13 protein-coding genes are annotated in these 13,042 nt (G+C 58.8%); 9 read left to right on the plus strand and 4 right to left on the minus strand.

Going from position 1 to position 13,042, the window contains the following annotated elements; genetic code table 11:
* Positions 1-215: 215 nt before the first annotated feature.
* The 3 genes from HU811_RS17840 to HU811_RS17850 form a co-directional block, all read right to left on the minus strand.
* A complete protein-coding gene (locus tag HU811_RS17840) occupies positions 216-488 on the minus strand; it encodes a TfoX/Sxy family protein (protein ID WP_047229837.1) in 273 nt (90 codons plus the stop codon).
* A 208-nt stretch (positions 489-696) separates the two neighbouring features.
* Positions 697-1,038, minus strand: a complete 342-nt coding sequence (locus HU811_RS17845; RefSeq protein ID WP_092459866.1) for a pentapeptide repeat-containing protein — start codon at positions 1,036-1,038, stop codon at positions 697-699.
* A 91-nt stretch (positions 1,039-1,129) separates the two neighbouring features.
* The gene (locus tag HU811_RS17850) at positions 1,130-2,686 is read right to left on the minus strand and encodes a bifunctional aminoglycoside phosphotransferase/ATP-binding protein (protein ID WP_186657271.1); all 1,557 of its coding nucleotides are present in this window, start codon (positions 2,684-2,686) and stop codon (positions 1,130-1,132) included.
* Between the two features lie 126 nt (positions 2,687-2,812).
* Between HU811_RS17850 and mrcB the strand changes: the two genes are divergently transcribed.
* The 3 genes from mrcB to HU811_RS17865 are packed head-to-tail and all read left to right on the plus strand — an operon-like array spanning position 2,813 to position 6,196.
* Positions 2,813-5,131, plus strand: coding sequence for a penicillin-binding protein 1B (mrcB, locus tag HU811_RS17855; protein ID WP_047229834.1), 2,319 nt, complete (start codon positions 2,813-2,815; stop codon positions 5,129-5,131).
* A 16-nt stretch (positions 5,132-5,147) separates the two neighbouring features.
* Entirely contained in the window at positions 5,148-5,867 is a 720-nt protein-coding gene (locus HU811_RS17860) for a tetratricopeptide repeat protein (protein ID WP_092403049.1), read from the plus strand.
* Entirely contained in the window at positions 5,867-6,196 is a 330-nt protein-coding gene (locus HU811_RS17865; RefSeq protein WP_186657272.1) for a YqcC family protein, read from the plus strand. Before HU811_RS17860 ends, HU811_RS17865 begins: the two co-directional genes overlap by 1 nt.
* A 7-nt stretch (positions 6,197-6,203) precedes the next feature.
* On the opposite strand, the gene HU811_RS17870 is transcribed toward HU811_RS17865, so the two are convergent.
* Entirely contained in the window at positions 6,204-6,626 is a 423-nt protein-coding gene (locus tag HU811_RS17870; protein ID WP_437179494.1) for a DUF4124 domain-containing protein, read from the minus strand.
* A gap of 400 nt (positions 6,627-7,026) precedes the next feature.
* On the opposite strand from HU811_RS17870, the gene HU811_RS17875 reads away from it, so the two are divergent.
* From HU811_RS17875 to msrQ, 6 genes are all read left to right on the plus strand, one after another.
* Positions 7,027-8,751 carry an acetolactate synthase 3 large subunit gene (locus tag HU811_RS17875; RefSeq protein WP_047229879.1) on the plus strand — a complete coding sequence of 575 codons (1,725 nt, stop codon included), beginning with the start codon at positions 7,027-7,029 and terminating at the stop codon, positions 8,749-8,751.
* 2 nt (positions 8,752-8,753) lie between these two features.
* On the plus strand, positions 8,754-9,245 hold the full coding sequence (gene ilvN / locus HU811_RS17880; RefSeq protein ID WP_003205610.1) for an acetolactate synthase small subunit: 492 nt from the start codon (positions 8,754-8,756) through the stop codon (positions 9,243-9,245).
* Positions 9,246-9,290: 45 nt separating this feature from the next.
* Positions 9,291-10,307 (plus strand): ketol-acid reductoisomerase, encoded by a 1,017-nt coding sequence (gene ilvC / locus HU811_RS17885; RefSeq protein ID WP_003228216.1) that lies wholly within the window; start codon positions 9,291-9,293, stop codon positions 10,305-10,307.
* A gap of 143 nt (positions 10,308-10,450) precedes the next feature.
* Complete coding sequence (pssA, locus tag HU811_RS17890) at positions 10,451-11,308, plus strand: CDP-diacylglycerol--serine O-phosphatidyltransferase (RefSeq protein ID WP_076386334.1); 858 nt, start codon at positions 10,451-10,453, stop codon at positions 11,306-11,308.
* A 63-nt stretch (positions 11,309-11,371) separates the two neighbouring features.
* Positions 11,372-12,385, plus strand: a complete 1,014-nt coding sequence (gene msrP / locus HU811_RS17895; protein ID WP_186657274.1) for a protein-methionine-sulfoxide reductase catalytic subunit MsrP — start codon at positions 11,372-11,374, stop codon at positions 12,383-12,385.
* Positions 12,385-13,005 carry a protein-methionine-sulfoxide reductase heme-binding subunit MsrQ gene (gene msrQ / locus HU811_RS17900; RefSeq protein ID WP_186657275.1) on the plus strand — a complete coding sequence of 207 codons (621 nt, stop codon included), beginning with the start codon at positions 12,385-12,387 and terminating at the stop codon, positions 13,003-13,005. The genes msrP and msrQ overlap by 1 nt, the downstream gene beginning before the upstream one ends.
* Positions 13,006-13,042 lie beyond the last annotated feature (37 nt).

Here is a 13,042-nt window from a genome sequence, read left to right on the forward strand (position 1 = left end):
AAAAAAGACCCGGCAAAAAGCCGGGTCAAATAACCGTGATTAGCCTGATGAGGAGATATCTGAGAGTCCGAACCAAGGGCTTTTCAAATATCGACCAGTCTCGCGACCGGATGTGGTAATCATAGCGATTCTCATTACCATGTCAAACGTTGTTTTAGGAATTTGCCTAAATAACTTTCAAGCGAAGGCCGTGTGGCGACAATCAAGGAGAATGGTCAGGCTTTGTGACGCGTCGAAACGGCATCCAATTGTTTGTTCAAGGCTTCCTTGCGTTCGGCGGGGATGTCATTCCAGTGCACATCCATCAATGCGCCCTCAATGGCATAGAGCAACACCTTCGAAGCCCGGAACCCGCGAGTGCGTACCGCGCGGTAGGCATCAACCGCTCCGAGGCGGCGCAGATCCGAGGCGCTGTGGATGCCCACGGCATGCAGCCACTGGGCCGATGTCTTGCCCAGGTTCTTCAGGTGTTGCAATTCATCATTCATCGAGCCTCCTTGCGACGGCCGACTGGTGCAGTGGGCAAGCTTCTCAGGAGTGTAGCGGTCAGTAGGAAAAACGTGATTCTTTGGTGGGATTTGAAGCAAAAGCTTCTAATGCATTACGCACGATAGGTGGGGGCGCGCGGCAGGATGCAGCGTCCAGCGCAGGCGGGGGCGCTGGAGATCAATTGGGTTGCAGCAGATTCGGCCCTATTCAGCGGGTGCGGTAGCGTAGCCGGGTGCCGAAGTTCATCGACATCAGAATTTCGTCGGCAGACAGTTCTGCCGGGAAATAGGCGCCCGATATTTGCGCATGGGCCAGGCTGGCACCTTCCAGGGACGACTTGCGAAAATCGATGCCGCGCAAATCCGCGGAGCGGAAGTAAGCGTCGGTGAAATCCACGTCGTCGGCATTGAGCTCTCGCAGGTCCAGGCCGCGAAAATCGCCGCCACTCAAATCGACCGGCCCTTGAGGGCGTTCGCTGTTGAAACCGGCAATGTCGTCCTTGCGAAGCAAAGCATAAAGCGGGGTACTAAGAGGCTTGGGGTGGCTCATTTCATATCACCTGTTGGTTTTATGACGCCAGTATAGTGCCACTGTTTGGCGGCCGTGAAGGGTGCGCAGACTCCACGGCCGAAATAGTTTTTTACAAGCCTGGCAAGCGTTGACGAATCTGCGCGACCACGATGTCGAGCGTGCCGCTTTCATTGGTTTGGACCCGCTTACTGCAGAGGATTTCCGCCGGGGTGAGTGCTTCGCGGGTGGCCTGTTGGGCGGCGATAACGGCCAGATTTGCGTCGGAGGGATCTGTTTGATCGGCCTGACGTTGCGCAAGTCTGCTTTCGATAACCGCTTGTGGTGCGTTGCAATCGAGGATCAGGAACGGAGCGCCGGTGGCCTCAGCAACTTTCGCTGCCGCATCGCGCTGATCGTGTTTGAGGTACGTGGCGTCGATCACTGCTGGGAATCCGGCATGCAGGATGACACCAGCGACTTCATGCAAACGGGCATAAGTGGCATCGCTGGCATCGCTGCTATAGATGCCGGCTTGTGGATCATTGGGCACTTGCTGCTCACCAAACAGACGCTTGCGCTCAACGTCCGAGCGCAAGCGAATGGCGCCAAGGGCTTCCACCAGGCGCATCGCGACATGGCTTTTGCCAACGGCCGAAACGCCGTGGGTGATAGCCAGAAAGCGCGAGGGAATGGTGCTGTAGCTTTCGGCCAGGTTCGCGTAGTTGCGGTATTGACGCAGGGTTGTGGCGCGCTGCACCGGGTCGGCTTCGGCCGGCATGCTGAACAGCGCGACCTTGGCGCGGACCAGAGCGCGGTAGGCTTTGTAGAAGTTCAGCAGCTCCAGCCCCTGATAGTCGCCGGTCAGCTCCAGGTATTGGCTGACGAAACGTCGCGCCAAGGACTTGAGACCCCGGTCTTCCAGATCCATGGCCAGGAAAGCGGTGTCGGCATAGACATCGGTGAAGCGGAAGGGCTCGTTGAACTCGATGCAGTCGAAAATCACAACCTTGCCATCGATCACCGTGGCGTTGCCCAGGTGGATGTCACCGTGGCATTCGCGGATGAAACCTTCGGTTTTGCGTTGACTGAACAGCGGTTTGAGGCGTTCGAAGCTGCTTTCGGCCCAGGCTTGCAGGGCTTCGAGCTGCAACAGGTCAGCCTTGTCACTGAGGAACGGACGAATCTGTTCGAAGTTCTGTCGCACTGGCGCCATGACGCTGTCGGGGGTGCCGGCTTCGTTTTCGGCAGGCACTGTGGGCGTGGAGAGATGGAAACGGGCGATCTGCGCGGCCATTTCGTCGACATGCGCAGTGGTCAGTTCACCATTGGCCTGTAGTGTGCTGAGCAGTTGGCTCTGGGGAAACTGACGCATCTTCAGGGCGTATTCGATGGCCGGGCCTTCGCCACCCAATTGTGGCGCTTGCTCGGTGCCGGTAATCGGCATGACTTCCAGGTACAGATCCTGGGTCAGGCGCTGGTTCAAGCGCAGTTCTTCCCCGCAGAAATGCTTGCGTGCCTCGAGGCTGGTGAAATCAAGGAAGCCGAAATTGACCGGTTTTTTGAATTTGTAGGCATATGGCCCAGTGAGCAATACCCAGGAAATGTGGGTCTCGATGACCTGGAACCCTTCGACGGGATGCGGATAGAGGGCCGGGTTTTGCAGGGCAGCGATCAGGGACTGGCTCACGGGCGATCCTTCAGAGACTGGGAAAATTCAAGGCCGTCATTATGGCGGCAAGCCGCGTTAACGCAAACAGAAGGGCCCGTTGTGTGGTCATGTTGAACCGCGGCAAAGTGCGTATAATCCGCCGCCATGACTCGTACCCGATCCCCCCGTACCCCCAAGAAACCACCCGCCAGTCGCCTGCGGCCCTGGCTGGGCTGGGCCCTTAAACTCAGCCTGGTGGGCCTCGTCGTGCTCGCTGGCTTTGCGGTCTATCTCGATGCCGTGGTCCAGGAGAAGTTCTCCGGCAAGCGCTGGACCATCCCGGCCAAGGTCTACGCCAGGCCCCTGGAGCTGTTCGTCGGACAAAAGCTGAGTCGGGACGATTTCCTGACCGAGCTCGATGCCCTGGGCTATCGCCGTGAAAGCGTGGCCAATGGCCCGGGGGCTGCGTCCGTCAATGGCAATACCGTCGACCTCAATACCCGCGGTTTCCAATTTTATGAAGGCATGGAGCAGGCGCAGGCGGTGCGAGTGCGTTTCTCCGGCGACTACGTCGCTGCGCTGACCGGTGCCAACAATGCGAAGCTGTCAGTGGTGCGCCTTGAACCGCTGCTGATCGGTGGCCTGTACCCCAAGAACCTTGAAGACCGGATCCTGATCAAGATCGACCAGGTGCCGCCGTTCCTGCTCGATACGCTGATCGCTGTCGAGGACCGCGACTTCTATCATCACTTCGGCGTTTCGCCCAAGTCGATTGCCCGAGCCATTTGGGTCAACACATCCTCGGGCCGTATGCGCCAGGGCGGCAGTACCCTGACCCAGCAATTGGTCAAGAACTTCTATTTGACCAACGAGCGCAGCCTCAGCCGCAAGCTTACCGAAGCCATGATGGCGCTGTTGTTGGAGCTGCACTACGACAAGCGGGAGATTCTCGAGGCGTATCTCAACGAAGTCTTCGTCGGCCAGGACGGCCAGCGAGCGGTTCACGGTTTCGGCCTGGCCAGCCAGTTCTTCTTCAGCCAGCCGCTGTCCGAGCTCAAGCTGCATCAGGTGGCATTGTTGGTGGGGATGGTGAAAGGGCCGTCCTCCTACAACCCGCGGCGTAATCCGGAGCGCGCCCTCGAGCGGCGCAATCTGGTACTCGACTTGCTGCAACAGCAAGGCGTGGCGACGGCCGAGCAAGTCGAAGCGGCGAAGAAGATGCCTTTGGGCGTGACCAAGCGCGGCAGTCTGGCAGACAGCTCGTTTCCTGGTTTCATGGACCTGGTCAAGCGTCAACTGCGTGAAGACTACCGCGATGAAGACTTGACCGAAGAAGGCCTGCGGATCTTCACCAGTTTCGACCCGATCCTGCAGATGAAGGCCGAAGCATCGGTCAATGACACCTTCAAGCGACTGGCCGGGCGCAAGGGCTCTGATGAAGTGGAAGCCGCGATGGTGGTGACCAACCCGGAAACCGGGGAAGTCCAGGCCATGATCGGCAGTCGGCAGGCCAGTTTTGCCGGTTTCAACCGGGCGCTCGATGCGGTCCGCCCGATCGGCTCCCTGATCAAGCCGGCGGTCTACCTCACCGCCCTGGAAAAGCCGAGCCAGTACACCCTGACCAGTTGGTTGTCCGACGAGGCGTTCTCGGTCAAGGGCGCGGATGGCCAGGTGTGGAAACCGCAGAATTATGATCGCCGGTCCCACGGTACGGTGTTCCTGTACCAGGGCCTTGCGCATTCCTACAACCTGTCGACGGCTCGCCTCGGGCTTGAAATCGGCGTGCCGAACGTCCTCAAGACCCTGGCCCGCCTGGGTGTCAGTCGCGAATTCCCGGCATTCCCATCGATGCTGCTGGGGGCCGGTGGCCTCACGCCGATTGAAGTGGCAGCCATGTATCAGACGCTGGCCAACGGTGGTTTCAATACGCCGATGCGCGGCATTCGCAGCGTGCTGACCGCCGACGGCGAGCCGCTCAAGCGCTATCCGTTCCAGATCCAGCAGCGTTTTGATCCAGCGTCCATTTATCTGATCCAGAGCGCCATGCAACGGGTCATGCGTGAAGGCACTGGCAGTTCGGTTTATAACGTACTACCGCGTAACCTGACCCTGGCGGGCAAGACCGGTACCAGCAACGACTCGCGCGACAGCTGGTTTGCCGGTTTCAGCCAGGATCTGCTGGCGGTGGTCTGGCTCGGCCGTGACGACAATGGCAAGACCCCGTTCACTGGCGCCACCGGTGCATTGCAGGTCTGGACCAGTTTCATGCGCAAGGCCGATCCGTTGCCGCTGGACATGCCGCAACCAGACAATATCGTTCAGGCCTGGGTGGATTCGCGCACCGGCCAAGGCTCCGACGCCAGTTGCCCGGGCGCGGTGCAGATGCCGTATATTCGCGGCAGCGAACCACCACCCGGTGCAGCCTGTGGCATTCCAAATCCCGCCGAATCGGTCATGGATTGGGTCAAGGACTGGATGAATTAAGCAAAGAGGGTTTCAAGTGAACAAGTGGTTGATTCCAGCGGTAACGGCCGTGGCATTGCTCAGCGGTTGCTCTACCGTACAGCGCGGGTCGATTCCGGTTGTCGATTCCGGCACTGCCGTTTCCAATAGCGAGCGGGTCTCGGCCAATGGCGGTTTCCGTCAAACGACGGTGCAGCGGCCGGTGCAGGGACAGGTCCAGGCGATCCCCCAGGGCGATACTGGTGTCGTGGTGATGGTGCCCGGTGGCGGCGCCACGACGTCGGCGCCGATCAGCAGCACACCGATCACGCCGGGGCCGATTACGCCAGGACCTATCGATACCTCACCGATCGACCAGGGCAGCTACAGCATGCCTTCTGCGCCAAGCAGCATTCCCTCGACCAGCTCGGGAGGTCTGTCCGCAGATGAACAATTGGACGGTCCAGTACTGGCATTGCTCACCACGGCTCAACAGCAACAGGCCGGTGGTGATCTCAATGGTGCGTCCTCCAGCCTGGAGCGAGCCCAGCGTGTTGCGCCGCGCGAGCCCCAGGTTCTCTATCGCCTGGCCCAGGTACGCATGGCCCAGGGCGATGCGCCGCAAGCCGAGCAGCTGGCCCGCCGTGGCCTGACGTTCGCCAACGGTCGTCCTGCGCTTCAGGCCAGCCTGTGGGAATTGATCGCTCAGGCCCGTGAGAAACAAGGCGACTCCGCCGGCGCGGCATTGGCCCGTCAGAAGGCCAAGGTTTCGCTCTGATGGATACGCGTTTTCCCAAGATCGCCAATCAGTTGCTGCTGATTGAGCGGGAGTTGCGGGTCCAGGGCTGGTGGAGCAGCGTTTCGCCGTCGGCCGAGGCGTTGGCCAGTGTCGAGCCGTTCGCGGTTGACACGCTGGACTTCGAGCAATGGCTGCAATGGATTTTCCTGCCACGCATGAAAGCCATCCTGGAAAATGACCTGCCGCTGCCCAACGCCTCCGGCATCCTGGCGATGGCTGAAATGGTCTATGCCCAGCGGCCGGGGCAGGGTATCGAGTTGCAGCGACTGTTGGCGCAGTTCGACCAATTGATCAGCGACGTTAACTGACCGCCATTTATTGGCAGTGCTCCTCGATCTGCTTACGGGTTTCGTCGATGCGCTGGCGCCGCTCCTCTTCTGTGAGGCGGCGCATTTCCCCTTCCACATCCTCGCGTACCCTCGGGTTGTTCTGCAGTTGCGCCAGATTAGTCCGAGTCTGTTCGCAGAAGGCCTTGAGCTGGGCTTGCTGCTCGGCAATCTGCTGCTTGACCTGTTGGTCAATCGACTTCTGGTCGCCGATGACCCCGGCAGGCGGGGGGGCTGCTGGCTTGGCGGCGGAAGGGGAGGGCTTGATCACCGTCGTGGCCTGTCCTCCCGGCGGTGGCTGAGAGCCAAAGTGGGTAACCCCTTGGGCATCCACCCACTTATAGACCTGACCGGCCATGCACATCGGGCTCAGGCCAACCAGCAGGCTGGCCGTCAAGAAGAACATTCGCATGCTGTTTCCTTGTCATGGGTTGCGCAATTGAAGCTAACACAGTTGCTGTTTAAAGGTTTTTTCTTGCGTTCTCATGCGCTTACTTCGAATAAAGCACATTGACGGCTTGACTTGCAGAGGGCGAAACAGAAGAATCCAAAGTCCGCTGTAGAGGGACTGCCAGAAGCAGGCCCACTCGGCAGATCATGAGGCGCACATCCGCGCCGACCTGTTACACCCGCAACGCGTTACCTCGCGCTGGGTGGGAAAGGCCCGCAACACTTGGGACGATCCCAATACTTGCTCAGTCAGTGCTGACGTAGTCGGCGACCACCGTCGCTCATGCTCTGCCGAGAAGTAAACCTATTAAGACCCGTCCCTTTGTGTGGGCCGGTATTCTGGCGTTTTAGAGGTGAACAACGTGGAGCTTTTATCTGGCGGTGAGATGCTCGTCCGCTTTTTGCGTGACGAAGGCGTCAAATATATCTACGGGTACCCCGGTGGTGCTCTTCTTCATGTCTATGATGCCCTGTTCAAAGAACCGGAAGTGACCCACATCCTGGTTCGTCATGAGCAAGCGGCGACCCATATGGCTGACGGTTATGCCCGTGCCACCGGTAAAGCCGGCGTGGTCCTGGTGACTTCCGGCCCTGGCGCCACGAACGCCATCACCGGTATCGCCACGGCGTACATGGACTCCATCCCGATGGTGATCATCTCCGGTCAGGTGCCCAGCACCATGGTCGGCACCGACGCGTTCCAGGAAACCGACATGATCGGTATTTCCCGGCCGATCGTGAAGCACAGCTTCATGATCAAGCACGCTTCGGAGATCCCGGAGGTCATGAAGAAGGCTTTCTACCTGGCTGAATCCGGTCGTCCGGGCCCGGTTGTGGTCGATGTCCCGAAAGACATGACCAACCCGGCCGAGAAGTTCGAATACATTTTCCCCAAGAAAGCCAAGCTGCGCTCCTACAGCCCGGCTGTGCGCGGTCACTCCGGGCAAATCCGCAAGGCAGCCGAAATGCTGCTGGCGGCCAAGCGTCCGGTGCTGTACTCAGGTGGTGGCGTTATCCTCGGTGGTGGCTCCGCGCCGCTGACCGAACTGGCGAAAATGCTCAACCTGCCGGTCACCAATACGCTGATGGGTTTGGGCGCCTACCCGGGCACTGATCGTCAGTTCATCGGCATGCTCGGCATGCACGGCAGCTACACCGCCAACCTGGCGATGCACCATGCCGATGTGATTCTGGCGGTCGGCGCGCGTTTCGACGACCGTGTTATCAACGGCCCGGCGAAATTCTGCCCGAATGCCAAGATCATCCATATCGACATCGACCCGGCGTCCATCTCCAAGACCATCAAGGCAGACGTGCCGATTGTCGGTCCTGTGGAGAGCGTGCTGAGCGAAATGGTCGCCATCCTCAAGGAAATCGGCGAGGCTCCGAACAAGGAGTCCGTGGCCAGTTGGTGGAAGCAGGTTGATGAGTGGCGCGGTGATCGTGGCCTGTTCCCTTACGACAAGGGCGACGGCAGCGTGATCAAGCCGCAGACCGTGATCGAAACCCTGTGCGAAGTGACCAAGGGCGATGCCTTTGTGACTTCCGACGTGGGCCAGCACCAGATGTTCGCCGCGCAGTACTACAAGTTCAACAAGCCCAACCGCTGGATCAACTCTGGTGGCCTGGGCACCATGGGCTTCGGTTTCCCGGCGGCCATGGGCGTCAAGTTGAGCTTTCCGGATAGCGACGTCGCCTGTGTCACGGGCGAGGGCAGTATCCAGATGAACATCCAGGAGCTGTCGACCTGTCTGCAGTACGGTTTGCCGGTGAAAATCGTCAACCTGAACAACGGCGTACTGGGCATGGTTCGCCAGTGGCAGGACATGAGCTACGGCAGCCGTCACTCGCATTCCTACATGGAGTCGCTGCCGGACTTCGTCAAGCTGGTCGAAGCCTATGGTCACGTGGGCATCCGCATCACTGACCTGAAGGATTTGAAGTCCGGGCTCGAAGAAGCTTTCGCCATGAAGGATCGCCTGGTGTTCCTCGATATCAAGGTCGATACCAGCGAGCACGTCTACCCGATGCAGATCAAAGACGGCTCCATGCGCGATATGTGGCTGAGCAAGACGGAGCGTACCTAATCATGCGACATATTATTTCCCTGCTTCTGGAAAACGAACCGGGTGCTCTGTCTCGCGTAGTGGGCCTGTTTTCGCAGCGCAACTACAACATCGAAAGCCTGACCGTGGCGCCAACCGAAGACCCGACCCTGTCGCGTCTGACGCTGACCACTGTGGGGCACGATGAAATCATCGAGCAGATCACCAAGAACCTGAACAAGCTGATCGAGGTGGTCAAGCTGGTGGACCTGTCGGAAAGCGCTCACATCGAGCGCGAGCTGATGCTGGTCAAGGTCAAGGCCACCGGTGCCCAGCGCGCCGAGATCAAACGCACTACCGATATTTATCGTGGGCAGATCGTCGATGTCAGCGCCAGCGTCTATACCGTTCAGTTGACCGGTACCAGCGACAAGCTCGACAGCTTCATTCAATCGATCGGCACTGCCTCGATTCTGGAAACCGTACGCAGTGGCGTCACCGGGATTGCCCGTGGCGACAAAGTGCTGAGCATCTAAACCAAATTAGCGAATGGCCTGAATGGCCGGATATAGGGGTAATTCATGAAAGTTTTCTACGATAAAGACTGCGACCTGTCGATCATCCAGGGCAAGAAAGTCGCCATCATCGGTTACGGCTCCCAGGGCCACGCTCAAGCGTGCAACCTGAAAGACTCCGGCGTTGACGTTACTGTTGGTCTGCGTAAAGGTTCGGCGACTGTTGCCAAAGCCGAAGCTCACGGCCTGAAAGTGACCGACGTTGCTTCCGCTGTTGCGGCTGCCGACCTGGTCATGATCCTGACCCCGGACGAGTTCCAGTCTTCGCTGTACAAGAATGAAATCGAACCGAACATCAAGAAAGGCGCCACCCTGGCCTTCTCCCACGGTTTCGCGATTCACTACAACCAGGTCGTGCCACGCGCCGATCTCGACGTGATCATGATCGCGCCGAAGGCCCCGGGCCACACCGTTCGTTCCGAATTCGTGAAGGGCGGTGGTATCCCTGACCTGATCGCGATCTACCAGGACGCTTCCGGCAACGCCAAGAACGTCGCTCTGTCCTACGCTGCCGGTGTTGGCGGCGGGCGTACCGGCATCATCGAAACTACCTTCAAGGACGAAACCGAAACCGACCTGTTCGGCGAACAAGCCGTTCTGTGCGGCGGTACTGTCGAGCTGGTCAAGGCCGGTTTCGAAACCCTGGTTGAAGCTGGCTACGCGCCGGAAATGGCCTACTTCGAATGCCTGCACGAACTGAAGCTGATCGTTGACCTCATGTACGAAGGCGGTATCGCCAACATGAACTACTCGATCTCCAACAACGCTGAATACGGTGAGTACGTGACGGGTCCGGAAGTGATCAACGCCGAGTCCCGCCAGGCCATGCGTAACGCCCTGAAACGTATTCAGGACGGCGAATACGCCAAGATGTTCATCAGCGAAGGCGCTACCGGCTATCCTTCGATGACCGCCAAGCGTCGCAACAACGCCGCCCACGGTATCGAAATCATTGGCGAGCAGCTGCGCTCGATGATGCCGTGGATCGGTGCCAACAAGATCGTCGACAAAGCCAAGAACTAAGTCGCGAGCTTGATCGGAAAACGCGGCCCTGGCCGCGTTTTTTCGTTTGGGCGGTGGCTTCTGGTATAAAGCTGCATCGTTTGCGGCCGAACCCTCGTCCCAGACACCTGTCGAATTTTTCACACCGTTGCAAGGTACTGTCCATGAGCGAACGCCCCGACGAGCCCAACCAGGCTCCTGACGCCGAAAGCCTGCTGCCCATCGATGAGCACGTCGAAGAAGGACATGACGCTGAAGGCCGTAAGGTCCGGCACCGTGGCATCTATCTGCTGCCGAATCTGTTCACAACCGCGAACCTGTTCGCCGGTTTCTATTCCATCATCAGCTCCATGAGCGCCCAAGCGGCCTTGAGCGCCGGCGACAGCGCCGGGGCGAGTCGGTACTTTGCCTTCGCTGCCATCGCGATCTTTGTCGCCATGGTGCTCGATGGCCTGGACGGGCGCGTGGCCCGCATGACCAATACCCAGAGCGCGTTCGGTGCCGAGTACGATTCGCTGTCGGACATGGTCGCTTTCGGCGTGGCCCCGGCCTTGCTGGCGTTCGGTTGGGCGCTGGGGGACATGGGCAAGGTCGGCTGGATGGTCGCCTTCATCTATGTTGCCGGTGCTGCGTTGCGTCTGGCGCGTTTCAACACCCAGGTCGGTACGGCTGACAAGCGCTACTTCATCGGCTTGGCGAGTCCTGCTGCGGCGGGTGTCGTAGCCGGTGTGGTCTGGGCTTTCAGCGACTACGGTATCCAGGGATCGAAGATGTCGTTCCTTGTGGCGCTGCTGGTTGCTGCGGCCGGTATGCTGATGGTCAGCAACATCAAGTACAACAGCTTCAAGGAGCTGGATCTCAAAGGGCGGGTGCCGTTCGTGGCGATTCTGGCAGTGGTGCTGGTGTTCGCGGTGGTCTTCAGTGATCCGCCACGTATCTTGTTGCTGGTGTTCCTCGCCTATGCCGCCTCCGGTCCGGTTCAATACCTGTTGCGCCTGCGCCGCCACAAAAAAGCCGAGTGATGTAATTTCCCTCATACTCCGCAGTCTATTGGTGCATCTGCCCTCCAATGCTGCGGAGTTGTCATGCTGATCAAGATCCCCAAGTCGTCCGACTGCCTTGAGTCGGACGTCACGCCAGAATCCCTCTACCTATCCCGTCGCCAAATGCTGGGAGCCACCATGGCGGGGCTTGCCGTCAGCGGTCTTCCGCGTTGGGCCAGTGCTGCCGATGTTGCGCGTTATGCGGATGTCGAGCCCGGCAAGGCGCCGTCCTGGTTTGCCGAGAAGCTGCCGTCCACCCAATGGGGCGCGGTTACGGTCAAGGATGAGTCCATCACGCCTTTTAAAGACGCCACCCATTACAACAATTTCTATGAGTTCGGAACCGGCAAAGGGGATCCTGCGGCCAATGCCGGATCCTTGAAAACCGAGCCCTGGAGCGTGGTGATCGACGGGGAAGTGGGCAAGCCGGGGCGCTATGCTTTGGAAGACTTCATGAAACCATATCAGTTGGAAGAGCGAATCTATCGCCTGCGGTGCGTGGAGGCTTGGTCCATGGTTATTCCGTGGATCGGCTTTCCTATTTCCGCATTGCTCAAGCAGGTCGAGCCGACCTCCAAGGCCAAGTACATTCGTTTCGAAACCCTGCAGGATCCCAAGACCATGCCTGGGCAACGCTCGGGGTTTGCTTTGATTGACTGGCCCTATGTTGAAGGCTTGCGACTGGATGAAGCGATGAATCCGCTGGCAATCATGGCGGTTGGGATGTATGGGCGAGAGTTGCCGAATCAGAACGGCGCACCGTTGCGTTTGGTGGTGCCATGGAAGTACGGTTTCAAAAGTGTGAAATCCATTGTGCGCATCAGTCTGGTCAGCGAGCAGCCCAAGACGACCTGGCAGAGCATTGCGTCCGACGAGTACGGCTTTTACGCCAACGTCAACCCGACGGTCGATCACCCGCGTTGGACCCAGGCACGGGAGCGCCGTCTGCCGAGCGGGCTGTTCAGTCCTAACGTGCGCGATACGTTGATGTTCAACGGCTATCAGGATGAAGTCGCTTCTTTATATGCAGGGATGGACTTGAGGAAGGACTACTGATGCGTTTTCCAGTCTGGCGAATCGGTGTCTTTGTTGCGGCGGCGGTTTGGCCGTTGCTCTGGCTCTACGAAGCGTTGATGAATAAGTTGGGACCTGACCCGGGCAAGGTGCTGGTGGATCGGCTCGGGTTGGGCACGCTTATTTTGTTGTTGATCACTTTGAGCATGACGCCGTTGCAGAAACTCACGGGGTGGGCAGGGTGGATCGCGGTCAGGCGTCAGCTGGGATTGTGGTGTTTTACTTACGTGGTATTGCATCTGAGTGGGTATACGGCGTTCATCCTGGGGTTCGATTGGTCGCAACTGGGCGTCGAACTGAGCAAGCGTCCTTATATTATCGTTGGGGCGCTTGGGTTTCTGGGGCTCTTGGCGCTGGCGATTACTTCCAATCGCTACAGTCAGCGGCGACTGGGCGGGCGCTGGAAAAAACTGCATCGCCTGGTTTATCCGATCTTGGGCCTTGGATTGCTGCATATGTTGTGGATTGTGCGGGCGGATCTTAAGGAGTGGTCGATTTACGCTTCTATAGGGGCCGTGCTGCTGATGTTGAGAGTTCCGCCGGTTATGCGTCGGATTCCGCGCTTAGTGGGGCGCAAGGCACCTTCTGCAACAAAAGCGTAATTAACGCTTGACGGCAAATTCTGGACGTCTATAATTC

The organism is Pseudomonas tehranensis (assembly GCF_014268615.1).
Taxonomy (GTDB): domain Bacteria; phylum Pseudomonadota; class Gammaproteobacteria; order Pseudomonadales; family Pseudomonadaceae; genus Aquipseudomonas; species Aquipseudomonas tehranensis.

Coding starts and splice junctions, on each gene's coding strand:
- HU811_RS17870 (WP_437179494.1), bottom strand. CDS start 6,626: ATGCGAATGTTCTTCTTGACGGCCAGCCTGCTGGTTGGCCTGAGCCCG.
- mrcB (WP_047229834.1), top strand. CDS start 2,813: ATGACTCGTACCCGATCCCCCCGTACCCCCAAGAAACCACCCGCCAGT.
- ilvC (WP_003228216.1), top strand. CDS start 9,291: ATGAAAGTTTTCTACGATAAAGACTGCGACCTGTCGATCATCCAGGGC.
- pssA (WP_076386334.1), top strand. CDS start 10,451: ATGAGCGAACGCCCCGACGAGCCCAACCAGGCTCCTGACGCCGAAAGC.
- msrQ (WP_186657275.1), top strand. CDS start 12,385: ATGCGTTTTCCAGTCTGGCGAATCGGTGTCTTTGTTGCGGCGGCGGTT.
- HU811_RS17840 (WP_047229837.1), bottom strand. CDS start 488: ATGAATGATGAATTGCAACACCTGAAGAACCTGGGCAAGACATCGGCC.
- HU811_RS17845 (WP_092459866.1), bottom strand. CDS start 1,038: ATGAGCCACCCCAAGCCTCTTAGTACCCCGCTTTATGCTTTGCTTCGC.
- msrP (WP_186657274.1), top strand. CDS start 11,372: ATGCTGATCAAGATCCCCAAGTCGTCCGACTGCCTTGAGTCGGACGTC.
- ilvN (WP_003205610.1), top strand. CDS start 8,754: ATGCGACATATTATTTCCCTGCTTCTGGAAAACGAACCGGGTGCTCTG.
- HU811_RS17865 (WP_186657272.1), top strand. CDS start 5,867: ATGGATACGCGTTTTCCCAAGATCGCCAATCAGTTGCTGCTGATTGAG.